The 23,953-nt window shown below is 67.3% G+C and carries 25 protein-coding genes and 1 pseudogene; 16 read left to right on the forward strand and 10 right to left on the reverse strand.

The annotated features are described in order from the left end of the window. Positions 1-254: 254 nt before the first annotated feature. The 4 genes from hemE (at position 255) to rho (ending at position 4,518) form a co-directional block, all read left to right on the forward strand. Entirely contained in the window at positions 255-1,313 is a 1,059-nt protein-coding gene (gene hemE / locus AC07R7_RS21675; RefSeq protein WP_492838949.1) for a uroporphyrinogen decarboxylase, read from the forward strand. After that, positions 1,310-2,341: a ferrochelatase gene (gene hemH / locus AC07R7_RS21680; RefSeq protein WP_494636554.1), complete on the forward strand. Its 1,032-nt coding sequence runs from the start codon at positions 1,310-1,312 to the stop codon at positions 2,339-2,341. Before hemE ends, hemH begins: the two co-directional genes overlap by 4 nt. Beyond that, on the forward strand, positions 2,338-2,805 hold the full coding sequence (locus tag AC07R7_RS21685; protein ID WP_494636555.1) for a CopD family protein: 468 nt from the start codon (positions 2,338-2,340) through the stop codon (positions 2,803-2,805). Before hemH ends, AC07R7_RS21685 begins: the two co-directional genes overlap by 4 nt. Positions 2,806-3,069: 264 nt before the next feature. Then, entirely contained in the window at positions 3,070-4,518 is a 1,449-nt protein-coding gene (gene rho / locus AC07R7_RS21690; RefSeq protein ID WP_492838954.1) for a transcription termination factor Rho, read from the forward strand. 108 nt (positions 4,519-4,626) lie between these two features. Here the strand turns inward: rho and AC07R7_RS21695 are convergent, their stop codons facing one another. Together AC07R7_RS21695 and AC07R7_RS21700 are read right to left on the reverse strand one after the other, a co-directional pair. Further along, a complete protein-coding gene (locus AC07R7_RS21695; RefSeq protein ID WP_494636556.1) occupies positions 4,627-5,592 on the reverse strand; it encodes a quinone oxidoreductase family protein in 966 nt (321 codons plus the stop codon). Then, positions 5,592-6,287 carry a dienelactone hydrolase family protein gene (locus tag AC07R7_RS21700; RefSeq protein WP_494636557.1) on the reverse strand — a complete coding sequence of 232 codons (696 nt, stop codon included), beginning with the start codon at positions 6,285-6,287 and terminating at the stop codon, positions 5,592-5,594. The genes AC07R7_RS21695 and AC07R7_RS21700 overlap by 1 nt, the downstream gene beginning before the upstream one ends. Before the next feature lie 125 nt (positions 6,288-6,412). On the opposite strand from AC07R7_RS21700, the gene AC07R7_RS21705 reads away from it, so the two are divergent. The 6 genes from AC07R7_RS21705 to AC07R7_RS21730 all read left to right on the forward strand — a co-directional run bounded on the left by AC07R7_RS21705 (position 6,413) and on the right by AC07R7_RS21730 (position 12,414). Beyond that, positions 6,413-6,658 carry a DUF6489 family protein gene (locus tag AC07R7_RS21705; RefSeq protein WP_492838959.1) on the forward strand — a complete coding sequence of 82 codons (246 nt, stop codon included), beginning with the start codon at positions 6,413-6,415 and terminating at the stop codon, positions 6,656-6,658. Positions 6,659-6,661: 3 nt separating this feature from the next. Beyond that, positions 6,662-8,002: a tRNA uridine-5-carboxymethylaminomethyl(34) synthesis GTPase MnmE gene (gene mnmE, locus AC07R7_RS21710; protein WP_494636558.1), complete on the forward strand. Its 1,341-nt coding sequence runs from the start codon at positions 6,662-6,664 to the stop codon at positions 8,000-8,002. Between the two features lie 170 nt (positions 8,003-8,172). Next, positions 8,173-10,029: a tRNA uridine-5-carboxymethylaminomethyl(34) synthesis enzyme MnmG gene (gene mnmG / locus AC07R7_RS21715; RefSeq protein WP_492887316.1), complete on the forward strand. Its 1,857-nt coding sequence runs from the start codon at positions 8,173-8,175 to the stop codon at positions 10,027-10,029. Positions 10,030-10,033: 4 nt separating this feature from the next. After that, a complete protein-coding gene (gene rsmG, locus AC07R7_RS21720) occupies positions 10,034-10,669 on the forward strand; it encodes a 16S rRNA (guanine(527)-N(7))-methyltransferase RsmG (protein WP_494636559.1) in 636 nt (211 codons plus the stop codon). Next, positions 10,659-11,462: a ParA family protein gene (locus tag AC07R7_RS21725; RefSeq protein ID WP_492887314.1), complete on the forward strand. Its 804-nt coding sequence runs from the start codon at positions 10,659-10,661 to the stop codon at positions 11,460-11,462. Before rsmG ends, AC07R7_RS21725 begins: the two co-directional genes overlap by 11 nt. Before the next feature lie 40 nt (positions 11,463-11,502). Beyond that, complete coding sequence (locus AC07R7_RS21730) at positions 11,503-12,414, forward strand: ParB/RepB/Spo0J family partition protein (protein ID WP_492887313.1); 912 nt, start codon at positions 11,503-11,505, stop codon at positions 12,412-12,414. A gap of 218 nt (positions 12,415-12,632) precedes the next feature. On the opposite strand, the gene holA is transcribed toward AC07R7_RS21730, so the two are convergent. The 4 genes from holA to AC07R7_RS21750 all read right to left on the reverse strand — a co-directional run bounded on the left by holA (position 12,633) and on the right by AC07R7_RS21750 (position 17,476). Then, a complete protein-coding gene (holA, locus tag AC07R7_RS21735; RefSeq protein WP_494636560.1) occupies positions 12,633-13,685 on the reverse strand; it encodes a DNA polymerase III subunit delta in 1,053 nt (350 codons plus the stop codon). Between the two features lie 12 nt (positions 13,686-13,697). Beyond that, positions 13,698-14,204: an LPS assembly lipoprotein LptE gene (lptE, locus tag AC07R7_RS21740; RefSeq protein WP_492838973.1), complete on the reverse strand. Its 507-nt coding sequence runs from the start codon at positions 14,202-14,204 to the stop codon at positions 13,698-13,700. Between the two features lie 17 nt (positions 14,205-14,221). Next, positions 14,222-16,807 carry a leucine--tRNA ligase gene (leuS, locus tag AC07R7_RS21745; RefSeq protein ID WP_494636561.1) on the reverse strand — a complete coding sequence of 862 codons (2,586 nt, stop codon included), beginning with the start codon at positions 16,805-16,807 and terminating at the stop codon, positions 14,222-14,224. Between the two features lie 141 nt (positions 16,808-16,948). Beyond that, positions 16,949-17,476 (reverse strand): DUF3576 domain-containing protein, encoded by a 528-nt coding sequence (locus AC07R7_RS21750; RefSeq protein ID WP_492887309.1) that lies wholly within the window; start codon positions 17,474-17,476, stop codon positions 16,949-16,951. Between the two features lie 252 nt (positions 17,477-17,728). Between AC07R7_RS21750 and AC07R7_RS21755 the strand changes: the two genes are divergently transcribed. Beyond that, positions 17,729-18,139, forward strand: coding sequence for an NtrZ family periplasmic regulatory protein (locus AC07R7_RS21755; protein WP_199743570.1), 411 nt, complete (start codon positions 17,729-17,731; stop codon positions 18,137-18,139). Here AC07R7_RS21755 and AC07R7_RS21760 read toward each other — a convergent pair. Beyond that, entirely contained in the window at positions 18,129-18,767 is a 639-nt protein-coding gene (locus AC07R7_RS21760; protein ID WP_492887308.1) for a thiamine phosphate synthase, read from the reverse strand. The genes AC07R7_RS21755 and AC07R7_RS21760 overlap by 11 nt on opposite strands. Positions 18,768-18,772: 5 nt before the next feature. Here AC07R7_RS21760 and AC07R7_RS21765 point away from each other — a divergent pair, with 5 nt between their 5' ends. Next, positions 18,773-19,426: a YggS family pyridoxal phosphate-dependent enzyme gene (locus AC07R7_RS21765; RefSeq protein ID WP_494636562.1), complete on the forward strand. Its 654-nt coding sequence runs from the start codon at positions 18,773-18,775 to the stop codon at positions 19,424-19,426. Here AC07R7_RS21765 and AC07R7_RS21770 read toward each other — a convergent pair. Continuing rightward, positions 19,423-19,932, reverse strand: coding sequence for a L,D-transpeptidase family protein (locus tag AC07R7_RS21770; RefSeq protein ID WP_494636563.1), 510 nt, complete (start codon positions 19,930-19,932; stop codon positions 19,423-19,425). The genes AC07R7_RS21765 and AC07R7_RS21770 overlap by 4 nt on opposite strands. A 130-nt stretch (positions 19,933-20,062) precedes the next feature. On the opposite strand from AC07R7_RS21770, the gene AC07R7_RS21775 reads away from it, so the two are divergent. Further along, entirely contained in the window at positions 20,063-20,749 is a 687-nt protein-coding gene (locus AC07R7_RS21775) for a response regulator transcription factor (protein ID WP_492839141.1), read from the forward strand. Between the two features lie 15 nt (positions 20,750-20,764). Here AC07R7_RS21775 and AC07R7_RS21780 read toward each other — a convergent pair. Together AC07R7_RS21780 and secB are read right to left on the reverse strand one after the other, a co-directional pair. Next, positions 20,765-20,888 (reverse strand): annotated as a pseudogene (locus AC07R7_RS21780) (hypothetical protein); the annotation flags it as partial. A gap of 56 nt (positions 20,889-20,944) precedes the next feature. Next, the gene (gene secB / locus AC07R7_RS21785; RefSeq protein WP_492887305.1) at positions 20,945-21,451 is read right to left on the reverse strand and encodes a protein-export chaperone SecB; all 507 of its coding nucleotides are present in this window, start codon (positions 21,449-21,451) and stop codon (positions 20,945-20,947) included. Positions 21,452-21,595: 144 nt separating this feature from the next. Here secB and timA point away from each other — a divergent pair, with 144 nt between their 5' ends. From timA to AC07R7_RS21800, 3 genes are read left to right on the forward strand one after another with little or no spacing between them, the layout of a single operon-like run. Continuing rightward, entirely contained in the window at positions 21,596-22,201 is a 606-nt protein-coding gene (gene timA / locus AC07R7_RS21790; protein WP_494636564.1) for a TIM44-related membrane protein TimA, read from the forward strand. After that, positions 22,201-23,379 carry a murein transglycosylase A gene (gene mltA / locus AC07R7_RS21795; RefSeq protein ID WP_494636565.1) on the forward strand — a complete coding sequence of 393 codons (1,179 nt, stop codon included), beginning with the start codon at positions 22,201-22,203 and terminating at the stop codon, positions 23,377-23,379. The genes timA and mltA overlap by 1 nt, the downstream gene beginning before the upstream one ends. A 1-nt stretch (position 23,380) precedes the next feature. Then, positions 23,381-23,947 (forward strand): Smr/MutS family protein, encoded by a 567-nt coding sequence (locus tag AC07R7_RS21800; protein WP_492839142.1) that lies wholly within the window; start codon positions 23,381-23,383, stop codon positions 23,945-23,947. Positions 23,948-23,953 lie beyond the last annotated feature (6 nt).

A 23,953-nucleotide genomic window follows, 5' to 3' on the forward strand; every position in this document is an offset into this window, starting at 1 on the left:
TAAGAATTCATTAAGCCTTCAAGGCGCTTACGGGTCTGTCCACATGATTAACAGATCCTTAACCCCATGTGGGAAGGGCTGGGGGTAACGAGGGATCGGCTGTGCGAGTCACTCGCCCGTCAGGCGTTTTCCCCACTATGCAGTTGCCCTCCCACCCCCTCTTTCAAACTTAATTTCTTATTAAGATATGAGAGGAAGGTCTTAGGAGCCTTACGGGCTTGAGCCTGGACGCTCGCCGGGCTTTAACCCGTTCCATGACGTCTCCGACCCAACGCCCTGAAAATGGGACCCCGAAGTTTCTCTCCGCGCTGTCCGGCGAGAAGCACGCGAATCCTCCGATCTGGTTCATGCGTCAGGCGGGACGGTATCTGCCGGAGTACCGCGCGGTGCGCGCCACGGCTCCGGACTTCATCAGTTTCTGCTTCGATCCGGAGAAGGCGGCGGAAGTCACCCTGCAGCCGATGCGCCGGTTTCCCTACGACGCCTCGATCGTGTTCGCCGATATCCTGCTGATCCCGGGCGCTCTGGGCCAGAAGGTCTGGTTCGAGGCCGGCGAAGGCCCGAAGCTGGGTGAGATGCCGTCGATCGAGTCCATGGCCGAAAGGGCCGGGAATGCGGGCGAGGCCCTCAAGCTCGTCGGGGAGACGCTGACGAGGGTTCGCTCAGAGCTCGATCCGTCCAAGGCCCTGATCGGCTTCGCCGGCGCGCCCTGGACGGTGGCGACCTACATGATCGAAGGCGGCTCCAGCGATCGCAGCGGCGCGCGGACCTACGCCTATCAGAACCCTGAAAAGCTGGACGCCCTGATCCAGGTGCTGGTCGACTCGACGGTCGACTATCTGGCCATGCAGGTCGACGCCGGGGCCCAGGCCCTGAAGCTGTTCGAGAGCTGGGCCGAGGGCCTGTCCGAGCCGCTGTTCGATCGGCTGGTCACCCAGCCGCACATCCGGATCATCGAGGGCTTGCGGGCGCGCGGCGTGACCGTGCCGATCATCGGCTTCCCGCGTGGCGCCGGAACGCTGGTCGAGGACTACGCGGCCAAGGTTCCGGTGCAGGGCGTGGCGCTCGACACCTCGGCCTCGGCCAAGCTGGGTCAAGCGATCCAGAAGACCAAGACCATCCAGGGGGCGCTTGATCCGCTGCTGCTGCGGGCCGGTGGCGATGCGCTGCTGCGTCGCGTCGACCAGTTGCTGGAACAGTGGAACCAGGGTCCCTACATCTTCAATCTGGGACACGGCATCCTGCCCGACACGCCGATCGCCAATGTCGAGTTGGTGCTGGAGCGGGTGACTGGCCACAAGGTTGGCGGATGACCCGCAAGCTCGCCGTCGTCCTGTTCAATCTCGGCGGGCCGGACGGTCCGCGCGCGGTGCGGCCGTTTCTGTTCAACCTGTTCCGAGACCCGGCCATCATTGGCTTGCCGGCCATCGCCCGCTATCCGCTGGCGGCGCTGATCTCGACCAGCCGTGAAAAGATGGCCAAGGCCAACTACGCGATCATGGGCGGCGGCTCGCCGTTGCTGCCGGAGACGGAGAAGCAGGCCAGCGCGCTAGAGTCCGAACTGGCCAGGAGCTTGCCGGGCGTCGAGGCCAAGTGCTTCATCGCCATGCGTTATTGGAACCCGCTGACGGCTGAGACCGCCAGGCAGGTGAAGGCCTTCGCGCCGGACGAGATCGTGCTGCTGCCGCTCTATCCGCAATATTCGGAGACCACGACCGGCTCGTCGCTGAAGGCCTGGGCGAAGAGCTATTCGGGTCCCGGACGTCAGACCACGGTCTGCTGCTATCCGAACGAGGCCAGGCTCGTCGAAGCGCATGCCCGCTTGATCCGGGAGACGTGGGAGAAGGCCGGTTCGCCGGCGAATGTCCGCCTGCTGTTCTCGGCCCATGGCCTGCCGGAGAAGGTCATCCTGGGCGGCGACCCCTACCAGAAGCAGATCGAGGCCACGGCCGCCGCGGTGGCGGCCAGGCTGCCGGCGGGCCTGGATTGGACCGTCAGCTATCAGAGCCGGGTGGGGCCGATGAAGTGGATCGGCCCTTCGACCGACGACGAGATCCGCCGCGCGGGCGCCGAAGGCAAGGGCTTGATCATCACCCCGATCGCCTTCGTCTCCGAGCACGTCGAGACCCTGGTCGAACTGGACCACGAATACGCCGAGCTGGCGACGGCGGTCGGCGTCGCGCCCTATATCCGCGTACCGGCCCTGGGCGTCGCGCCGGAGTTCATAGCCAGCCTGGCCGGAATGGTCCGTCAGGCCCTCGCCAGCAATGGCGTCGTTCCCGGCGGCGACTGGCGCTGCGGCGCGTTCAACTGTCCGTGCAAAGAGGCGGCCTCGGCATGACCGATTTCCTGGTGGCGCACTTCAACGTCGTGCGGGGCCTGCACATCCTGTCGGTCATCGCCTTCATGGCCGGGATGCTCTACCTGCCGCGCCTGTTCGTCTATCACAGCAAGGCGACGCCGGGCTCGGAGATGCACGAGACCTTCACGGTCATGGAGCGGCGTCTGCTACGCGGCATCATCAATCCGGCCTCGATCGCCACGGCGCTGTTCGGTCTTGGTCTGATCCTGGCCGACGCCCAGATCCGCGGCTGGAGTTTCCTGGTCGAGCCTTGGATGGCGACCAAGCTGGTGGCCCTCGTCGGGCTCTACGGCTTCCACGGTTTTCTGTCGGCCTCGCGCAAGAAGTTCGAGAAGGGCGAATATCCCCGGTCCGAAAAGTTCTGGCGGGCGACCAACGAGATCCCGTTCGTGCTGGCGATCGTCATCGTCCTGTCGGTGACGACCAAGTTCCTGAACCACTGAGTCCGGCCGGCGGCTTGACCGCCGGTTCGCCGCGTGGTTTGCATCCAGGGAAGTTCGGATTTTCCGAACTCCTTCTCTACGGACCGGCGCCCGTCCTGGCGCGCCCCGCGAGCGATCCGCTCCAAGGTCCGTCCCCCGAACGATCCGCGTCATCGTCAATCGACGCGCTCGCCTGGTCCGTCCGCATGGGCGGACCGGTGTGACCATCGAAGTCTTACCGGCCGGACTCCGTCTTGGGGTCCGCGCCCACTCTTGAGTCTTGTCATGACCGAAGAAACCGAAAACGAAATTCTCGCCTCGGATGGTGGGACCGCCGAAGAGGCGACCCCCGAAGAGAGCTCCGTCGATATCGATACGACGGTGGAGGCCGCGTCCGCCGACGCGGAAGCCGAGGCCGAAGGCGAAGACGATGGCTCCGGGATCGCCGAAGCCGTCGCCGCCCTGGGCCTGAAGTCCATGTCCCTGCAGGAGCTGAAGGAGAAATCCCCGGCCGACCTGCTGGCGTTCGCCGAGACCTTCGAGGTCGAGAACGCCAACTCCATGCGCAAGCAGGACATGATGTTCGCCATTCTGAAGACCCTCGCCGAAGAAGGCGTGGAGATCTCGGGCTCGGGCACCATGGAAGTGGTGCAGGACGGCTTCGGCTTCCTGCGCTCGCCGGAAGCCAACTACCTGCCGGGCCCGGACGACATCTACGTCTCGCCCTCACAGATCCGCAAGTATGGCCTGCGCACCGGCGACAGCGTCGACGGCGCCATCCGCTCGCCGCGCGAAGGTGAGCGCTACTTCGCGCTGACCAGTGTGGCGAAGATCAATTTCGAAGCGCCTGACAACGTCAAGCACAAGATCCACTTCGATAACCTGACGCCGCTCTATCCCGACGAGCGCCTGAACATGGAACTGCCCGATCCGACCATCAAGGATCGCTCGGGCCGCGTCATCGACATCGTCGCTCCGCTCGGCAAGGGCCAGCGCTGCCTGATCGTCGCCCCGCCGCGCGTGGGTAAGACGGTCATGCTGCAGAACATCGCCAAGTCGATCGAGACCAACCACCCCGAGTGCTACCTGATCGTCCTGCTGATCGACGAGCGCCCGGAAGAAGTCACCGACATGCAGCGCACGGTGAAGGGCGAGGTCATCGCCTCGACCTTCGACGAGCCGGCGACGCGCCACGTGCAGGTGGCCGAGATGGTCATCGAGAAGGCCAAGCGCCTGGTCGAGCACAAGCGCGACGTCGTCATCCTGCTGGACTCGGTCACGCGTCTGGGCCGCGCCTACAACACCACCGTCCCGTCGTCGGGCAAGGTGCTGACCGGCGGTGTCGACGCCAACGCCCTGCAGCGCCCCAAGCGCTTCTTCGGCGCGGCGCGCAACGTGGAGGAGGGCGGTTCGCTGTCGATCATCGCCACGGCCCTGATCGACACCGGCAGCCGCATGGACGAAGTCATCTTCGAAGAGTTCAAGGGCACCGGTAACTCGGAAATCGTCCTGGATCGCAAGGTCGCCGACAAGCGCATCTTCCCGGCCATCGACGTGCTCAAGTCCGGCACCCGCAAGGAAGAACTCATCACGCCGCGCGACCAGCTGCAGAAGACGTATGTGCTGCGCCGCATCCTCAACCCGATGGGCGCATCGGACGCGATCGAGTTCCTGCTCGACAAGCTGCGTCAGTCGAAGACCAACGGCGACTTCTTCCAGTCGATGAACACCTGAGTCCAAACGGACTCACATTTTGGCTTTTGGCCGATACGAGAAAGGCCCCGGTGCTACCCGGGGCCTTTTTTATTGGGCCCTACTGGTTTGGTCGGGCCGGGTTCGGCCCTACGGAATGAGCACGGTGGCACCGGTCGTACGGTGACCTTCGAGCGCTTCATGCGCCGCGCGGGCCTCGGCCAGCGGGAAGGTCTGGCCGATGTCGATCTTCACCGCGCCGGAGCCGAGGACGGCGAACAGCGCCTGGGCGCTCTCATCCAGTTCCTGGGTCGTGGCGATGTAGTCGAACAGGCGCGGGCGGGTGACGTACAGCGACTTGCCTGACAGCTCCAGCGGCGCGAAGGCCGGGACCGGGCCAGAGGCGTTGCCGAAGGTGACCAGCATCCCGCGCCTGGCCAGGCTCTTGAAGCTGGCGTCCCAGGTGTCCTTGCCGACTCCGTCATAGACGACCGCCACGCCCTTTCCGCCGGTGATCTCGGCGACCCGGGCGGCGACATCCTCGTGGCGATAGTCGACGACATGGTCCGCGCCAAGCTGGCGGGCGAGGGCCAGCTTGGCCTCGCCGCCAGCCGTGGCGATCACCGTCGCGCCCAGGGCCTTGCACCACTGGACCAGGATCTGGCCGACGCCGCCGGCGGCCGCGTGGACGAGGACAAGGTCGCCAGGTTTCACGTGGAAACATCGCCGCACCAGAAACTCGGCGGTCATGCCCTTGAGCAGGACGGCGGCGGCGGTCTCCGGGCTGACGCCCTCCGGAACCTTCACCGCGCGCTCGGCCGGAACGACCGCCGCTTCGGCATAGGCCCCCAGGGTTCCGTTGTAGGCGACGCGGTCCCCGACCTGGAACCGGGTGACGCCGTCGCCGATAGCCTCGACCATTCCGGCCGCCTCGAGACCGATCACCGCCGGCATCTTCAGCGGGTAGAGGCCTGAACGGTGGTAGGTATCGATGTAGTTCAGGCCCACGGCTTGGTGACGCACGAGGATCTGTCCGGCGGCAGGCGAGGGGACGGGAAGCTCCACGGCTTCCAGAACCTCCGGACCGCCGGTGCGAACAGCTTGGATCGCGAGCACTAGCCCAGCGCCTTCTGGAAGAAGGTGAGGCTGCGGCCATTGGCCTTGGCCGCGTCAGCCGCATCGTAGTGGGCGCCGCCCTCGCGGGCGAAGGCATGGTCGCGGCCGGCGTAGGTGTGCAGCTCGATCTGCGGGTGATCCTTCAGGGCGCTCAGGATCAGTTGCTGGGCTTCCGGCGGGACGAACTGGTCCTTCTCGGCGATGTGCATCAGCAGCGGATGGGTCAGCTTCTCGGCCTCGTTCACGTGCTTCTCGATGCCGACGCCGTAGTAGGAGACGCTGGCGTCGACGTCCGTGCGGGTCGCGGTCAGGAAGGCCAGCAGGCCGCCCAGGCAGTAGCCGACCGCGCCGACCTTACCGTTGACGCCCGGCAGTTCGCGGGCCTTGGTGATGGTGGCGGCGATGTCGCCGATACCAGCGTCCACGTCGAACGCGTTGAACAGCTCGAACGCCCGCTTCCACTCGGCTTCGGACTGGTCGGTGATGTCGATGCCGGGCTCGATCCGCCAGAACAGGTCGGGCACGATCGCGACATAGCCCTGAGCGGCCAGGCCGTCGGCGATGTCGCGCATCACCTTGTTGACGCCGAAGATCTCCTGGATCACGACGATGGCCGGCGCGCTCTCGGCCTTGGGCCGGGCGACATAGGCCGAGAAGTCGCCATCGGGCGTGGTGATCGTGAGGGTCTCACTCATCGCGGGTCTCCGTCCTTACTGTGTCCCAAGTCAGACCGATGTGACTTTCGACCAAAGCGCTCTAACCTGAGCCGACGGGCCTTGGCCCATAACAATATCGTGCCCTACCCGAAGGGAACCTCCGCATGAAGATGACCATCGAGATCGACTGCACCCCTGTCGAAGCCAGAAGCTTCCTGGGCCTGCCCGACGTCAGCACCCTGAACGAGCATCTGGTGAAGGAGATGCAGAACCGCATGGACGCCAACATGGCCATGCTGGCGCCCGAGGAGCTGATGAAGAACTGGATGGCGTTCGGCACCGGCGCCCAGGAGCAGTTCCGCAAACTGATGACGGCGGCGGCGGGCGCGGCGGCCGGCAAGCGCGACTAAGCCATGACGGATACGATTTTCGCGCCCGCCACCGCGGCGGGACGCGCGGCCGTGGCCGTCGTGCGGGTCTCGGGTCCCGCGACCTTGTCGGTGGTCGAGGCGTTGACCGGCCACCCGCCCAAGGCGCGGATGGCGGCGCTGCGTACCCTGCGTCACGGTGGGGTGGATCTGGACGAGGCTCTCGTCCTGCGCTTCGAGGGACCGGCCAGCTATACCGGTGAGGACAGCGCCGAGTTTCACGTGCACGGCGGTCGCGCCGTGGTCGAGGCGCTGCTGTCGGCGCTATCGGACCTGGGTCTGCGCCTGGCTGAGCCCGGGGAGTTCACTCGTCGGGCTTTCGAGAATGGCAAGCTCGATTTGACCCAGGCCGAGGGCGTCGCTGACCTGATCGACGCCGAAACCGAGGCTCAGCGCAAGCAGGCGCTCGGCCAGGTCGGCGGGGCGCTGGGTCAGCGCTATGACCGCTGGCGTGATTTACTGATCCAGTCTCTGGCCATGCTGGAAGCGGCCGTCGACTTCCCGGATGAGGATTTGCCGGAAGCGGTGGCTGAACGTGCGCGCCCGGGACTGCGCACCCTCAGCGCCGAGCTCGACACAGCGCTGGCCGATGTCTCCCGTGGGCGGCGGGTGCGAGACGGCTTCCGCATCGCGCTGGTCGGCGCGCCGAACGCCGGGAAGAGCACATTGCTGAACGGGCTTGTCGAGCGAGAAGCGGCGATCGTGACGGACACACCGGGTACGACCCGGGACGTCATCGAGGTTCCTCTGGTTCTCGCCGGCTACAAGGTTCTGGTCGCCGACACGGCAGGTCTTCGCGAGACGAGCGACGCCATCGAAGCTGAGGGCGTCCGCCGCGCGCGAGCCTGGGCTGAAGAAGCTGACCTAAGGCTTTGGGTCGTCGATGGGTTTCACGTGAAACATACGGTGAAGCTTCAAGAGGCGGTTCGGCCTGGGGACTGGCTGATATTGAACAAGGCCGATATCGCCCAGGGTTCGGCGCTCGATGAGGCGGCCGCGCGCTGGGCGGGGGAGGGGCTGAGAGTCGTTCGTCTGTCCGCGCGCTCGGCGGCCGCGGTGAGCGAAGTTCGAGAGGCGCTATCCGCGCACGTCGCCGAGGCCCTTTCCGGCGCCGAGTTCCCCGCCGCCACCCGCTTGCGTCACGCGGAACGTCTCAGGGAGGCCCAAGACCATCTCCTCAGGGCTCTGTCCGAAGTCGGTCTGGAGGTCGAACTGGCCGCTGAAGACGTGCGGCTTGCCGCCCGCGCGCTGGAGAAGATCACGGGGCGCGTCGATCCGGAGGACGTGCTCGGTCGCGTCTTTTCGACCTTCTGCATCGGCAAATGATGTTCCACGTGAAACATCCCCTATATTATCCACAGCGCGCTCACAGCTGGGGCGGGGGTGTTTCACGTGGAACGCCGCTGAGTCACATCGACCGCCTCGCCTGATTGGCGTATAGATCGAGTCCAACGCCCCCGCAGTATCCCGGGGGCGTTCGCATTGAGGCGAGTCCGTTGTCCAACACCTGGGATGTCATTGTCATCGGCGGCGGTCACGCCGGCTGCGAGGCGGCGGCCGCCTCGGCGCGCGCCGGCGCGCGCACCCTGCTGCTGACCCACAAGCTGGAAACCATCGGCGAGATGTCCTGCAACCCGGCTATCGGGGGCTTGGGCAAGGGGCATCTCGTGCGTGAGATCGACGCCCTGGACGGCGTCATGGGCCGCATGGCCGACAAGGGCGGCATCCAGTTCAGGATGCTGAACCGTTCCAAGGGGCCGGCCGTTCGCGGTCCGCGCGCCCAGATCGACCGCAAGCTCTATCGCGAAGCGATGCAGGCGGAACTGGCCGCCACGAAAAACCTCGACATCATCGCCGCCGCCGCCGAGGACCTGATCGTCGAGGAGGGTAAGGTCGCTGGCGCGATCGACGGGGAAGGGCGGTCATACCGCGCCCCGCGGGTCATCCTGACCACTGGCACCTTTCTGAAGGGCGTCATTCATCTGGGTGAAACCCGCATCCCGGCCGGCCGCGTCGGCGACCAACCGGCGATCGGCCTGTCGGATCGACTTTATGGGCTGGGCTTCCAGATGGGTCGCTTGAAGACCGGCACGCCCGCGCGCCTGGACGGTTCGACCATCGCCTGGGATCGCCTGGAGATGCAGCCCGGCGACGACGAACCCGTGCCATTCTCGTTCCTGAACGATCGGATCGAGACCCCGCAGATCGCCTGTGGCATCACCTTCACGACCGCCGAGACCCACCAGATCATCGCCGACCGACTGAGCGAGTCGCTGGTCTATGGCGGTCGCGCCACCGGGATCGGCCCGCGCTATTGCCCGTCGATCGAGGATAAGGTCGTCCGCTTCGCCGACAAGACCAGCCACCAGGTGTTCCTCGAGCCGGAAGGCCTGGACGACACCACGGTCTATCCGAACGGTATCTCGACCTCGGTCTCGGAAGAGACCCAACTGCTGTTCCTGCGCACCATCCCCGGCCTGGAGGCCGTGGAGGTCAAGCGTTACGGCTATGCGATTGAGTATGACTATGTCGATCCGCGCGAGCTGTACGCCACGCTGGAGACCAAGCGCTTGCCGGGTCTCTACCTGGCCGGCCAGATCAACGGCACCACCGGCTATGAAGAGGCGGGGGCCCAGGGCTTGGTCGCAGGCCTGAACGCGGCCCTGGCCGTACAGGGCAGGGAGCCGGCCGTCTTCGCGCGCGACGAGGCCTATATCGGCGTGATGATCGACGACCTGGTCACCCGGGGCGTCACCGAGCCGTATCGGATGTTCACCAGCCGGGCGGAGTTCCGTCTGACCTTGCGCGCCGACAACGCCGACCAGCGCCTGACCGATCGCGGGATCGCGCTGGGCGTGGTCGGTGAGCGCCGCGCCGCCGCCTGGGGCGAGAAGAAGGCGCGTCTTGAAACGGCCCGAGCCTTTGCCCGCTCGGTCAGCCTGACGCCGAACGAAGCCGTGAAGGCCGGCTTCAAGGTCAATAGCGACGGGGTGCGCCGCGACCTGTTCGCCATGCTGGCCTATCCGGAGGTGACGCTGGACGACCTCGGCGCCGTATGGCCGGAGGTTTTCACGTGGAACACCGACGTCCGCGAGCAGATCGAGATCGAGGCCGCCTATGCCGGCTATCTCGACCGCCAGCGCGCCGACGCCGAGTCGCTGCGCAAGGACGAGGATCTGCGCCTGCCCGCCGATCTGGACTATGCCGACATCGGCAGCCTGTCGAACGAGGTCCGCGAAAAGCTGACCCGCGTGCGTCCGCTGACCCTGGGCCAGGCGGCCCGCATCGAGGGCGTCACTCCCGGCGCGTTGACCGCGCTGCTAGCCCATGTGAGGCGCAGCCGTGCAGCCTGAAGCCATGATTGCTGAACCTCCGGTGCTGGACGCGGCTGGTTACCAAGCCCTTACCGGCGTGTCCGACGCCCAGATGGCCGATCTGACGCGCTTCCAGAACCTGCTGGCGGAATGGAACGCGGTCATGAACCTTGTCGGGCCGTTGACCATCGCCACCTACTGGACCCGCCATGCGCTGGACAGCTCGCAGCTGTTGGCCCTGGCGCCGGGGGCGCGGACCTGGGCCGACCTCGGAGCCGGCGCCGGTCTGCCCGGGGTCGTGCTGGCCATACTGCTAAAGGGCCAGGATGGGGCCAAGGTCCATCTGGTGGAGAGCATGGCCAAGCGTTGCCGCTTCCTCGAGGTCGCGGCCAAGGCGCTGGATCTGCCCGTCGAGATCCACAATGTCCGGGCCGAAGAGCTGAAGCTGAAAGTCGATGTGGTCACTGCCCGCGCCTGCGCGCCGATGACCAGGCTGCTGGGCTTCGCCGAGCCCTATCTCTATCGCGGCGCGACCGGTCTGTTCCTCAAGGGTCAGGATGTCGCGACCGAGCTGACGGAGGCCCGCAAGGCCTGGTCGTTCGCCAGCGAGCTGCTCCCCAGTCAAAGCGACCCTCGCGGCCGCATCGTTCAAGTGAAGAGGCTTTCCCGTGCCCGCTAATCCTCTCCGCGTCTTCGCCATCGCCAACCAGAAGGGCGGCGTCGGCAAGACCACGACGGCTATCAACCTGGGCACCGCCCTCGCGGCTTGCGGCGAGCGCGTGCTGCTGATCGACGCCGATCCGCAGGGCAACTGCTCGACGGGCCTGGGCATCACCCGCATCCAGCGCCGGACCACGCTCTATGACGTGCTGATGGGCGAGTCGCCGGTGATCGACGCCGCGGTGAAGACCGAGCTGCCTGGCCTGGACGTCATACCGGCCGACGCCGACCTGTCGGGCATCGAGATCGAACTGGGTCAGACCGCCCGACGGTCGTACCGTCTGCGCGACGCGTTGGAGACGGTCCGCGCCAACGGGCCCTACACCTATGTGCTGATCGACTGCCCGCCGTCGCTGAACGTGCTGACCGTTAACGCCATGACCGCCGCCGACGCGGTGTTCGTGCCGCTGCAGTGCGAGTTCTTCGCGCTGGAGGGCCTGACCCAGCTGATGCGGACCATCGAGCGCATCCGGGGCAGCCTCAATCCGCGCCTGGAGATCCAGGGCGTGGTGCTGACCATGTACGACCGCCGCAACAGCTTGTCCGAGCAGGTGGCGCGCGACGTCCGCGACTATTTCGGCGACAAGGTCTATGACGCGGTCATCCCGCGTAACGTCCGGGTCTCGGAGGCGCCGTCATTCGGTAAGCCCGTGCTGTTGTATGACCTGAAATGCGCCGGCAGCCAGGCCTACTTGAAGCTGGCCCGAGAGGTGATCAGCCGCGAGCGCGACCGCCAGGTCCAGGCTGCCTAAGCCTTTTTCGAATATTGATCCGAACTAGAACGAGAAGAAGATGGAGTCAGTGGTGGCTGAGGCGAGTGGTTCCGAAGGGCGTCGTGGTCTGGGGCGGGGGCTTTCCGCCCTGCTGGGCGAGGTCGAGAACGCGCCGGCCCAGGCGCCGGGCGATAACGCTCCCGGCTCGCGCGAAGCGCCGATCGAGATTCTGAAGCGCAATCCCGACCAGCCGCGCCGCACTTTCCGCGAGGAAGACCTGGAGGAACTGTCCAACTCGATCCGCGAGAAGGGCGTCCTGCAGCCGATCCTGGTCCGCCCGGCGCCCGGCGCGCCCGGAGAATATCAAATCGTCGCCGGCGAGCGCCGTTGGCGCGCGGCTCAGCGCGCCGGCCTGCGCACCGTGCCGATCATGGTGCGCGAGCTGGACGACCTGGCGGTGCTGGAAATCGGCATCATCGAGAATGTTCAGCGCGCCGACCTGAACGTGCTGGAGGAGGCGCTCTCCTACAAGGTGCTGATGGAGAAGTTCGAGCGCACCCAGGAGGCCATCGCCCAGACCATCGGCAAGAGCCGCAGCCACGTCGCCAACACGATGCGCCTGCTGGCCCTACCGGACGAAGTGCAGTCCTACCTGGTCAGCGGCGAGCTTTCGGCCGGTCATGCCCGCGCCATCGCCGCGGCGGCCGACCCCGTGGCCCTGGCCAAGCAGATCATCGACGGCGGCCTATCGGTTCGCGAGACCGAAGCCCTGGCGCGTAAGGCGCCGACCGCCACGCCGTCGAAGAACAAGGGCGGCCGTCCGCCGCGCGTGAAGGACACCGACACCCAGGCGCTCGAGGCGGACCTCTCATCGGTGCTCGGCCTCGATGTCTCGATCGACCATCGCGGGGCGGGAGGCGCCCTGACCATCACCTACGCGACGCTCGAGCAGCTCGACGATCTCTGCAACCGCCTGACGCGCGGGATCTGATCAGTCGCACCTAAAAGTGTGTGGATGAGCGGATTTTAGGCCCATCTAAAATCGCCCCTGTCGCGCACCGAACGGCGCCTTTCCGTACCCGCGGAGGCGCCGTTTTCGTGAGAGGAGATCGGTTCACAGCGATTTCTACCGCAAACCCTTCTGTCAAAAGGCTTTCTTAAGAAACGTCCACAGGCGCGCAAAGGGCCTGTTTTGCGGCGCTTTCGGGCTTAGAGGCCCAAGCGCCGCGCGCGACCCGCGATCATCAGCGCCAGGCGCTCGGAGATCAGTTGATCGGGCGAGCCAGACGTCTTGCAGGCGCGGTCGGCGTTGAGAACCTCGCCCTGGATCTCCAGGATGGCCTCCAGGTTCCAGGCGCGGGCCTGGCGCAGGAACTCACGCTCCTGTTTCCAGAAGACGCCCGAGGCCTTGGCGGCGGCCTGCAGGTCGACGCCGTTCTTGTGCAGGGTCAGCACGCGGCGCAGACGGCCCAGATAGTAGCTCATGGCCCGGACAGCGGCCGGACCGCCTTCGCCCTCGGCGGCGGCGCGGCGCAGGGCCTGCTGGGCAGGACCGGCCTTGCCGCCGAAGGCGTCGGCGGCGGCGTCGCTGAGCGAGGCCTCGGGCTCGACGCCCAGGAAATCGGTCAGGTCGGCGGCGGTGGCGGTGACGCCGCTATTGGGGCCGAGATAGAGGGCCAGCCGTTCGATCTCGGCGCGGGCCACGCCGCGCTCCTTGGGCAGACGCGAGACGAAGAGGTCCAGGGCCTCGCTGTTCAGCCCGACCTTGTCGTTGGCCAGGGTGTCGCGGGTCAGGCGGGCCAGGTCGCCGGCCTCGTCCTCGTAGCAGGGGATGACGGCGCAGCCATTGGCTTTTTCGCCGACCTTGCGCAGCTGGGAGTCGCGACCCAGCGCCCCGGCCTCGACCAGGAAGAAGGCGTCGGGATTGAGCTGGCCCTCGACGTGGCGGGTCAGGGCTTCGGCGGCCTGCTTGTCGGGTCCGGCCTTCTCGCCGGCTATGCGCAGGCGCACCAGACGCCGGCCGCCCATCAGCGACATGGCCGACAGCTCGTCCTCCAGCTTGGCCGGATCGGCGTCCAGATCGCCGTCGGTGAGCATGGCGGTGTCGAAGGGGTCGTCCGGCCGCGCGACCACGCGCTTGGCCAGGGCGTTGGCGCGATCACGCACCACGCCTCGATCCTTGCCGTAGATGACCACGGCCCGGATGTCCGGGGTCGGCTCCCGCAGGAAGCGTTCGACGTCCGGACGCTTGGAGAGGATCATCGGTCGCGGCCCTTAAGCCGGCTTCTTCTTGCCCGCCGCCAGCCAGGTGGCGAGATCCAGCTGGATCTTGCGGGCCGCTTCGGTCGCTGCCCGCTCCTGGCCGTCGTTCTGGGCCGCGATGGCCGCATAGGGCTGGTCGGCGGAGTCGTAGGTCACCGACACCTCGGTGTTGCCGTTGGTGGCTTCCTTGCCGGTCTTGGCGTCCATCAGGCGCCAGCCGACGGTCATCCGCAGTTCGTAACGGTTGGCGACGTTGTCGAGACGCACGCCCCGGGCGAAGCGGAACTCCTTGACCGAGAAATAGAGCTTGTAGGCGGCGGCGTCGCCCTGCTTGTGGCCCAGGGCGTCGTCCAGCTGCTCGCGCAGCAGGTAGCCGCCCCGGCCCTCGGCCGCGACGGTCTCGATGCTGGAGAGACCGCCCTCGACGCCCGGCCGGCCGTACAGCGGCGTGAAGCCGGCGCAGGCCGAGAGGACGAGGGTCGAGAGCGCGAAAGCGCCAGCCGCCAGGGTGCGTTTCATAGAGGTCCCTTGGGGTCTCAGTTGGCCACGATGTTGACGATGCGGTCCTTGACCACGATCACCTTACGGACCGTGACGCCCTCAAGGTGGGCCAGGACGTTGGGATCCGCCAGAGCGATTTTCTGGACCTCGTCTTCCGGCGCGCCAGCCTTGACCTTGATCTCGCCGCGACGCTTGCCGTTGATCTGGATCGGCAGGACGCGCTCGTCGTCCGCGGCCAGGGCCGGATCGGCCTTGGGCCAGGGCGCGTCGACGACCATGCCTTCACCGCCGATACGGGCCCAGGCTTCTTCGGCCAGGTGCGGCGTGAAGGGCGCGACCAGGCGGGCCAGGATGTTCAGGGCCTCGGCGCGGGCCGCCAGGACGGCGTCCGAAGCGCCTTCAGCCGGAGCGGCCTTCAGGGCGTTCAGGAACTCGTACAGGCGCGCCACGCCGCTGTTGAAGCGGAAGCCCTCGATGCTGTCGGTGACGAAGCCGATCAGCTTGTGGGCCGCCTTGCGTAGGGTGAGCGCCGCTTCGTCGCCGTCGTCGTGAGCGAAGTCGCCGGCCGGCTGGCTGTCGAACTCGTTCCACAGACGGTGGGTGAAGCGCCAGCTGCCCTCGACGCCCGAATTGGTCCACTGGACATCGCGTTCCGGCGGGCTGTCGCTCATCACGAACAGGCGCGCGCTGTCGACGCCATAGGCCTCGAAGATGTCCTCGGGGGCGACGACGTTCTTCTTGGACTTCGACATCTTCTCGACGTCGCCGATGATGATCGGGGCGCCGGTCGTGGCGTGGACCGCCGAGCGGTTATTGCCCTCGACGGTGATGCGGATGTCCGACGGCTCGACCCACTCGCCGGCCTCGTTCTTATAGGCCTCGTGGGTGACCATGCCTTGGGTGAACAGGCCCGCGAACGGCTCTTCGACCGACAGCAGACCCTCGTCCTTCAGGGCGCGGGTGATGAAGCGGGCGTAGAGCAGGTGCAGGATCGCGTGCTCGACGCCGCCAATATACTGATCCACTGGCAGCCAGTGGTCGGCCGCGTCCTTGCCCACCGGCTCGGCGGCGTGGGTGTCGGCGAAGCGGGCGAAGTACCAGCTGGAGTCGATGAAGGTGTCCAGCGTGTCGGTCTCGCGCTCGGCCTTGCCGCCGCACGAGGGACAGGTGGTGTGGCGCCAGGTCGGGTGGCGCAGCAGCGGGTTGCCCGGCTTGTCGAAGGTGACGTCCTCGGGCAGGGCGACCGGCAGCTGGTCTTCCGGCACGGGCACGACGCCACAGGCCTGGCAGTGAACCACCGGGATCGGGCAGCCCCAGTAGCGCTGGCGCGAGACGCCCCAGTCGCGCAGGCGGTAGACGGTCGCGCCCTGGCCCTGGCCGGCCGCCTCGATGCGGGCGACCGCTTCAGCCTTGGCGGTCTCGACGTCCATGCCGTCCAGGAATTCCGAATTGAAGATCTTGCCGGGGCCGACATAGGCCTCCTTGCCGACCTGGAAGGTCGCCGGATCCTCGCCGTTCGGCAGGACGACGGGCTTGACCGGCAGGCCGTACTTGCGAGCGAAGTCCAGGTCGCGCTGGTCGTGGGCCGGGCAGGCGAAGATCGCGCCGGCGCCATAGTCCATCAGGATGAAGTTGGCGATCCAGACGGGCAGAGTGATCGACGGGTCCAGCGGGTGCTTGACCCGCAGGCCGGTGTCGTAGCCCAGCTTCTCGGCGCTCTCGATCTCGGCTTCCGAGGTGCCGCCCTTGCGGCAGTCGGCGATGAACCGCTGGACCTCGGGGTTCTCGATGGCCAGGCGCTCGGCCAGCGGATGCTCGGGCGCGATGCCGACGAAGCTGGCCCCGAACAGCGTGTCTGGACGAGTGGTGTAAACCTCCAGGCCCTCGGCCATGCCGTCCGGGACCTCGCCGTCGAACTGGAACTTGAAGCGCAGGCCTTTGGAGCGGCCGATCCAGTTCTCCTGCATTAGGCGAACCTTGTCGGGCCAGCGGTCCAGGGTCTTCAGGCCGTCGATCAGGGCGTCGGCATAGTCGGTGATGCGCAGGAACCACTGGGTCAGCTTGCGCTTCTCCACCGTCGCGCCCGACCGCCAGCCCTTGCCGTCGATGACCTGCTCGTTGGCCAAGACGGTCATGTCGACCGGATCCCAGTTGACCGAGGCTTCCTTGCGATAGACCAGGCCGCGCTTCAGCAGGCGCAGGAACCAGGCCTGCTGCTTGCCGTAATATTCCGGATCGCAGGTGGCGAACTCGCGCGACCAGTCGACCGAAATGCCCAGCGACTTCAGCTGCTCGCGCATGGCGGCGATGTTGTCGTAGGTCCAGCCCTTGGGGTGGACGCCGCGTTCCATGGCCGCGTTCTCGGCCGGCATGCCGAAGGCGTCCCAGCCCATCGGGTGCAGCACGTTGAAGCCCTGAGCGCGCTTGTAGCGGGCCACCACGTCGCCCATGGCGTAGTTGCGGACGTGGCCCATGTGGATGCGGCCCGACGGATACGGGAACATCTCGAGCACGTAGTATTTCGGACGGCCGTCGTTGATCTCGCCGGTCTTGAAGACGTCGGCCTTCGCCCAGGCTTCACGCCACTTGGGCTCGGTGTCTTTGGGATTATAGCGGGCCATCGGAAACCAGGGTCTTGGATGCAGGAACGCGCCCCAAAGGCGCGTCCGCGACAAATTAAGCGGTTTCGCGGCTGGAGCGCGCAGGAAATATAGGGTGTCACAAGGGTCCTCGCCGCGTCGACGAGAACCCTTGGAAGGGCCTTAGCCCTTGATGTTCGAAAGTCGAAGCTGACGGGCGCGGGTCAGGATCGCGTTCTCGAGGTCGGTGGCGGTCTGGTCGGCGACCGGAGCGTCCACCCACGCGCCGTTGATGTCCTTGGACTGCTTGAACACCGTGACGTTCAGGCCGTCGGCGCGCAGGCGGGTGTCCAGGATGTAGACCGTGGCCTTGAAGCGCTCGGCCGGGGTTTCCGGGTTCACGTACCAGTCGGTGATGATCACGCCGCCGTATGGGTCGGCCGAAGCCAGCGGCATGAAGGCCAGGGTGTCGAGGCTGGCGCGCCACAGATAGCCGTTGACGCCGATGGAGCCTTCCGACGTCGGGGCCTTGTTACCGCCGCCGAGACGCTTGAAAGGATTGAAGCCCGGCTCGTCGGGGGTCTGGGTCGAAAAGGTCTTCGGGGGGGTCGAACTGCAGGCCGACACGCCTAGCATCGACAGAGCCAGGACGCCCGCGGCGACGCCGCGCATCACAGACCCACGCTCAAACGCCATAGTACCTCGCTCCAATATTTCGCGGGCGCTCGCGCGCACCCTGGCGCGCCCCCGCGGCCGGGAGCCGGTCTATAGCATGGCTGCGCCGCCTCAAAACAGGAATCGCGTGACCTCGTGGCAACAGGACTCGATTGAATCGCCCAATTTGGCCCTGGGTGCGACCGAAGCGAGGTTGACCGCGTTCTGCTCCAGCCTTTAATCGCAATGTAAGGGGCTCGTTCCTACATGGGATGGGTGGGGACAACTGAGTATAGGCGGCGAGTGGTGATGACCGCGACGCGTTTCTTTCTGGCGGGGACCGCCGCGCTGATCCTGACGGGGTCGGCGTCGATGGCGTTCGCCCAGGCCAAGCCGCATGCCGTCACCCCCGATTTCTCGGTCAAGAACGACTTCACCAGCGCCGCCGCCGGCGTCCAGTATCCGCAGGATGACAAACGCACCCTGCGTTGGGACGCCAAGAAGGGCCGTTGGGGTCTGAAGCTGGATCTCGACCAACCGTCCAGCCGTGAAATGGAAATGCAGGACGTCCAGGCCGGAGCCTATTTCAAGGTGACCCCGTCGATCCGCGTCGGCGGCGCCGTGAGCCTGGGTGAATCCAACCCGGCGCTCGCCGCCCGCAAGGCTCAGCAGCCCGATCCGGCCCCGCGCGTCCGCCTCGAGACCGCTTTCAAGTTCTAGGGTCGGAGAGGGCCTCCACGGCCGCGATCCCGACAATCCCGCTGCCGAACAGCCGCGAAACCGTGCGCGCACGCACCCCGCCCAGCGCATAGACGGGCAGCGACGTCGTCGCGACGAGATCCTTCAAGCCCTCCGCGCCCAGCGGTTCGCCGGCCGACGGACTGTTGCTGGGAAAGATCGGCGAGACGACGACGGCGTCGGCGCCCGCGCGCTCGGCCGCCTGGAGCGCGCCGCGATCATGGGCCGCGACGGTGATCAGCCAGCGGGCGTGCTCGGCCCGCAGGCGAGGGATCTCGGCCGAAAGCCGCTCCGGCATGTGCAGGCCATCGGCGCGGACGCCCTCGGCCAGGCCCGGATGGGCGCCGACCAGCAGCAGCAGGCCGCGTTCCGTGGCGATGGCCCGCAGGCGGCGTCCGCGCTCGATGGCGTCCTCGGCGCCGAACGCCCGGTAGACGACGCCCGCGCCGGCCGGCAGGCGTTCGGCGACGGCCTCGGGGTTGGGAACGCGCTGCGGATCGGTGAGGAACAGCAGGCTGGGCAGGGTCCGGCCGCGCACGGTCCTTGGCGGAAAGGCCGCGGCCGCACTAGACAGGACTTCCAGTTCGCTCACGTTCTCGTCCAAGGCCACCCCCAATGTCCCACGCCCTCGCTCGGATCCAGGACCGCATCGCCGCCGCCGAGAGGCGCGCCGGCCGGCCGGCGGGTTCGGTGACTCTGGTGGCGGTGTCCAAGACCCAGCCCTGGGAGCATATCGCGCCCGTGCTGGAGGCGGGACAGAAAGTCTATGGCGAGAACCGCGTCCAGGAAGCCATGGATCGCTGGGGCCCGCGCCGCGAAGGCCTGGAGCTGCGCCTGATCGGTCCGCTGCAGACCAACAAGGCCCGCGAGGCGGTCGGCTTCTTCGACGTCATCGAGACGCTCGACCGCGAGAAGCTGGCCCGCGTGCTGACCGAGGAAATCCAGCGGGCGGGCAAGGCCCCGCGCCTCTACGTCCAGGTCAATATCGGCGAGGAGGCCCAGAAGGCCGGCGTCGCGCCCGCCGAGACCGACGCCTTCCTCGCCGCCTGCCGCGAGGCCTACGGCCTGACGATCGAGGGCCTGATGTGCATCCCGCCTGTCGGCGCCGATCCCGCGCCCTATTTCGCGTCCTTGCGGACCATCGCCGCGCGCAACGGCGTGGAGAAGCTGTCGATGGGCATGAGCGACGACTTCGAGATCGCCATCGCCGAAGGCGCGACCTCGGTCCGGGTGGGATCGGCGCTGTTCGGCGGCCGCAACTACGGTTAGTCGGCCACGATCTGGACCGCGTCGCCGGGCTTGGCGATCGCCAACACCGCCTCGAGGTCCGGTCGCGCCAGGGCCACGCAGCCCTCGGTGCCCGGATAGCCGTCGCGGGCCAGGTGCATGAAAATCGCCGAACCCATGCCTGGCACGGGCGGACGGTCATTGTGGCCCAGGATAACGACCAAATCGTAGACGTGGTCGTCACGCCACATCCGTTCAGCGCTGGCCGGGTAAGGCAGCAGGACAGGGCGGTTGTAGTTCGGATCGCCCGGGGAGTCGCACCAGCCGTCGTCGGGCCGGGTGGCGTGGACGGGCAGGGCGGTCTTCGGACCGCCTTTATAGCCGTCGGGCCGGTACCAGACCTCGCGCATGACCCAGGTCCCGGCCGGGCTCTTGTTGTCGCCCTCGCGCTTGTCGGCGGCGGCGATCGCGCCAGCCTTGCCGATCGCGCAGCGCACGGTGCGCCCGTTCAACTCGAAGCGGCCATCGGCATGGGCTCGAAACAGCATCGAAGGTGTCTCCTAGACATTCCCGTTTGGCGCTCAATGGCCGCCGAAACCCGCTACCACTTTCGGCTATTGAGCTTAAGGCCCCGCTCGGGGTTGTCCCCGAGGGCCGCAGCGGTGCATGTTCCGCCTCATGGCGCAACGCAAGACGCTTCTGCTGATCGACGACGACGAGGACCTGCGCGGCGCCCTGGCCGAGCAATTGGCCCTGCACGAGGAATTCGCCGTGGCCGAGGCCGCGACGGCCGGCGAGGGCGTGAAGATGTCGCGCGAGGTCAAGCCCGACCTGATTCTGCTGGATGTCGACCTGCCCGACATGGACGGTCGCGAGGCCTGCCGCCTGATGCGCAAGAACGGGGTCACGGCCCCGGTGATCATGCTGACGGCAGCGGTCAGTGACAGCGACACCATCCTGGGCCTGGAGTCCGGGGCCAACGACTATGTCACCAAGCCCTTCCGCTTTGGCGTTCTGCTGGCCCGAATCCGCGCCCAGCTGCGCAGCTACGAAGCGTCGGAAGACGCGCTGTTCCGCATCGGTCCGTACGAATTCCGCCCCTCGGCCAAGTTGCTGGTCGACGAGAAGCAGAAGAAGGTGCGGTTGACCGAGAAGGAAACCAACATCCTCAAGTACCTCTACCGCGCCGGCTCCAAGCCCGTGTCGCGCGAGGAGCTGCTGACCGAGGTCTGGGGCTACAATGCCGGGGTCACCACTCACACGCTGGAGACCCACGTCTACCGCCTGCGCCAGAAGATCGAGCCGGATCCGGCGGCGGCCAGGATCCTGATCACCGAGATGGGCGGCTACCGCCTGCAACCGTAACATGCTGTAAAACATAAAAACCTTGTCATCCCGGAAGCGCGCAGCGCTGTCCGGGACCCAGGGGCCGGCGCAATGCGGCTGCCCCTGGGTCCCGGCTCTCCGCTTCGCTGCGGCCGGGATGACAAGCTGTTTTTGACATGAAAAGGGCCCGGCCTTTCAGCCGAGCCCTTCTCAAAACTACCTACGCCCAGATGATTAGGCGTTGCCCATCACGCCGCCGGCTTCGGCCTGGGCCTTGCGCGCGGCGTAGACGCCGGCGAAGTCGATCGGATCGATCAGGAAGGGCGGGAAGCCGCCTTCGGCGGTGACGTCCGAGATCAGGCGACGCGCGTACGGGAACAGGAAGCGCGGGCATTCGATCAACAGCACCGGCTCCAGGTCTTCCTCGGCGACGCCGGCGATGTGGAACAGGCCGCCATAGACGACTTCGATGTGGAACACCGCCTGCTCTTCGCGCGTGGCGCGGGCCGAGAGCTTCAGATCGACTTCGAACAGGCCATCCGGGCGACCGCGGGCGTTCATCTCGACGCCCATGTCAATGGCGGGCTGGGCCGCGCCGGCCCGCAGGCTGTCGGGCGCCAGCGGGTTCTCGAACGAGAAGTCGCGGACGAATTGGGCCAGGATACGGATGCCCGATTGCGCGGCGGCGTTGTCGTCCGAAGTCGCCCCAGGGGCGCCATTGGGGGCGGTGGTGTCGGTCATTAGGATAAAATCCGTAATCGGCGTCTAAAACGCCTAAGAAAGGTGGGCGCTGCTACCATGAGGGCCCGTCCGGCGCAACGCTGGGCGCCTGACGGGAGAACGCGTCTCACCTATATAGAGATGATATCCTGGGCCCAAAGCCCGTTGCCGGACCTTGAAGTGCTCCAGATCCTGTTCCTCGCCGCGGTCGCCGCGGTCGTCCTGTATCAGCTGTACGCCACCCTGGGGCGCCGCACGGGCCGTCAGCCCGAGGACGTGGTGACGGCTCAGCCCGGCTCGGCCCCGGCGCCGGCCGATACGCATCCGATCCTGCGCACCGAAGGCCTGGCCGCCCTGAAGTCGAGGCAACCGGACTTCGACCCGACCAAGTTCCTGGCCGGCGCCCGCTCGGCCTATGAGCAGATCGTCAAGGCCTACGCCGAAGGCGACCGCGAGACGCTGAAGCCGCTGCTGGCCCCGGACGTCATGGCCAATTTCGAGCAGGCCATGGCCGCGCGCGAGACCGCCGGCCGCAGCGAGAAGGTCGAGTTCATGGCCCCGCCGCGCCTGGACCTCGAGCGGATCGACGTGGTCGGCGACCTGGCCAAGGCCGTGGTGCGGATCCTGGCCGAGGTGCGCACCCGCACCAAGGACGAGCGTGGCGAAGGTGTCGACGACCGCCGCACCGCCGAGCTCTGGACCTTCGAGCGCGAGGTCAAGAGCGCCAATCCCAACTGGCGCCTGGCCTTCGTCGCCGCCGCCGAGGCGTAATGGCCAAGATCCGCCGCGCCCCGACCGCCTTCGCCTCCCTGGCCCTGGCGGGTCTGCTGCTGAGCGCCTGCGCCAGCACGACGGCGCCGCCCGTCCCGACCGGGCCGACGGTCTCGCCGCCGGCGACCGGCGCCACGCCCTCGCCTTCGACCCCGCCCGCGTCGGCGCTGTCCTTCGCCAGCCTGGCCGGCTGGGCCGAAGAGGATCATGTGGCGGCCCTCGACGCCTTCCGCGCCGGCTGCGGCGTCGCCAGGGCACCGGCCACGGTCCGCGTCTGCGGCCTGGCCCGCAACGCCACCGTCCAGGACGAGCCCGGCGCGCGGGCGTTCCTGGAAGCCAATTTCCGGGTCGAGCCGGTTCGCCAGAAGGAAGGGGGCGACGAGGGCCTGCTGACCGCCTATTTCGCCCCCCAATATGAGGCGCGGATGTCGCGCAACGCCGAGTTCACCGTCCCGGTGCGCGGCCTGCCGGCCGATCTGGTGGTGCTGGACCTGGGCGCGTTCGAGCCCAGCTTCGTCGGCAAGAAGATCACCGGCCACGTCGAGGGCGCGACCTTCGCACCCTATCCGGACCGCGCCGAGATCGAGGCGACCCCGACCGACAGACCCCTGGCGTGGATGCGACCGGAGGAGCTGTTCTTCCTGCAGATCCAGGGCTCGGGGGTGCTCGTCCTGCCCGATGGCCGCCGGGTGCGCGCCGTGTTCGCCGGCACGAATGGCCGACCGTTCGTGGGCGTGGCCAACGCCATGCGCGACAAGGGCCTTTTGCCCGACAACAACACCTCCGGCGACGCCATCCGCGCCTGGCTGGCCGACCATCGCGGGCCCGAGGCCGACGCGATCATGCAGCTGAACCCGCGCTATGTGTTCTTCAAGACGCTCCCCGATGACGGCAAGGAACCCGTCGGCTCGGCCGGCGTGCCGTTGCCGCCGGGGCGGGCCATCGCCATCGATCCCAGCCGCCACGCCATGGGCGAGCTCTACTGGCTGGACGCCGCCGCGCCGAAGCTGGCGGGCGCCTTCCCGGCCTATCGCCGCCTGGTGGTGACGCTGGACACCGGCGGGGCGATCAAGGGCGACGTCCGCGCCGATCTCTACATGGGCACGGGCGCGGCCGCCGGGGCCGAGGCTGGGCGCGTGCGCCACGCCCTGCGCCTGTACCGGCTCGTACCGCGCTGACATGGTCAGGAAGCCGCCGCCCGGGCCCGAGGACGATAAGCGCCTCTGGAAGCTCGTCGCCTCGACCGTGACGCCGCGCGCGCCGGAAAAACCCGAGAAGATGCGCTCCAAGGCGCGGATCCGGCCGGTGAAGAGCGACACGGCCATTCCGGTGGAGCAGCCCACGCACCTGGCCTCGATCGCGCCGCTGCGCGTCAGTCCCGAGGAGCTCAAGCCCGCTCCGGCCAAGGCCCTGAAAGGCCCCGCCCACCGCATCGAGCCCAACCGCAAGCGCCGCATAGCCAAGGAGCACGACCCGATCGGCGCGCGCCTGGACATGCATGGCCTCGACCAGGACCAGGCGAGGGCCACGCTCGAGGGGTTCATCCGACGGGCCTATGACGACGGCCACCGGGCGGTGCTGGTCATCACCGGCAAGGGCAGGGTCGGCCACGGCGTGCTGAAACAGCGAACGCCGGAGTGGCTGGCGGGGCCGGCCGTGCGGGAGATGATCGCCGGGGTCTCGACCGCCGATCAGCGGCACGGCGGTGACGGGGCGCTGTATGTGGCGCTGAAGCGCAAGGGTTAGCGCGAG

The organism is Caulobacter sp. GW821-FHT05F04 (assembly GCF_059419665.1).

Bases quoted from the DNA above. Each gene is read 5' to 3' on its own strand.
- mltA (WP_494636565.1), top strand. From the start codon at position 22,201: ATGGCCAAGATCCGCCGCGCCCCGACCGCCTTCGCCTCCCTGGCCCTG.
- hemE (WP_492838949.1), top strand. From the start codon at position 255: ATGACGTCTCCGACCCAACGCCCTGAAAATGGGACCCCGAAGTTTCTC.
- AC07R7_RS21705 (WP_492838959.1), top strand. From the start codon at position 6,413: ATGAAGATGACCATCGAGATCGACTGCACCCCTGTCGAAGCCAGAAGC.
- AC07R7_RS21765 (WP_494636562.1), top strand. From the start codon at position 18,773: ATGTCCCACGCCCTCGCTCGGATCCAGGACCGCATCGCCGCCGCCGAG.
- leuS (WP_494636561.1), bottom strand. From the start codon at position 16,807: ATGGCCCGCTATAATCCCAAAGACACCGAGCCCAAGTGGCGTGAAGCC.
- mnmE (WP_494636558.1), top strand. From the start codon at position 6,662: ATGACGGATACGATTTTCGCGCCCGCCACCGCGGCGGGACGCGCGGCC.
- hemH (WP_494636554.1), top strand. From the start codon at position 1,310: ATGACCCGCAAGCTCGCCGTCGTCCTGTTCAATCTCGGCGGGCCGGAC.
- lptE (WP_492838973.1), bottom strand. From the start codon at position 14,204: ATGAAACGCACCCTGGCGGCTGGCGCTTTCGCGCTCTCGACCCTCGTC.
- AC07R7_RS21700 (WP_494636557.1), bottom strand. From the start codon at position 6,287: ATGAGTGAGACCCTCACGATCACCACGCCCGATGGCGACTTCTCGGCC.
- AC07R7_RS21685 (WP_494636555.1), top strand. From the start codon at position 2,338: ATGACCGATTTCCTGGTGGCGCACTTCAACGTCGTGCGGGGCCTGCAC.
- AC07R7_RS21770 (WP_494636563.1), bottom strand. From the start codon at position 19,932: ATGCTGTTTCGAGCCCATGCCGATGGCCGCTTCGAGTTGAACGGGCGC.
- AC07R7_RS21755 (WP_199743570.1), top strand. From the start codon at position 17,729: ATGACCGCGACGCGTTTCTTTCTGGCGGGGACCGCCGCGCTGATCCTG.
- AC07R7_RS21775 (WP_492839141.1), top strand. From the start codon at position 20,063: ATGGCGCAACGCAAGACGCTTCTGCTGATCGACGACGACGAGGACCTG.
- rsmG (WP_494636559.1), top strand. From the start codon at position 10,034: ATGATTGCTGAACCTCCGGTGCTGGACGCGGCTGGTTACCAAGCCCTT.
- rho (WP_492838954.1), top strand. From the start codon at position 3,070: ATGACCGAAGAAACCGAAAACGAAATTCTCGCCTCGGATGGTGGGACC.
- AC07R7_RS21800 (WP_492839142.1), top strand. From the start codon at position 23,381: ATGGTCAGGAAGCCGCCGCCCGGGCCCGAGGACGATAAGCGCCTCTGG.
- secB (WP_492887305.1), bottom strand. From the start codon at position 21,451: ATGACCGACACCACCGCCCCCAATGGCGCCCCTGGGGCGACTTCGGAC.
- holA (WP_494636560.1), bottom strand. From the start codon at position 13,685: ATGATCCTCTCCAAGCGTCCGGACGTCGAACGCTTCCTGCGGGAGCCG.
- AC07R7_RS21730 (WP_492887313.1), top strand. From the start codon at position 11,503: ATGGAGTCAGTGGTGGCTGAGGCGAGTGGTTCCGAAGGGCGTCGTGGT.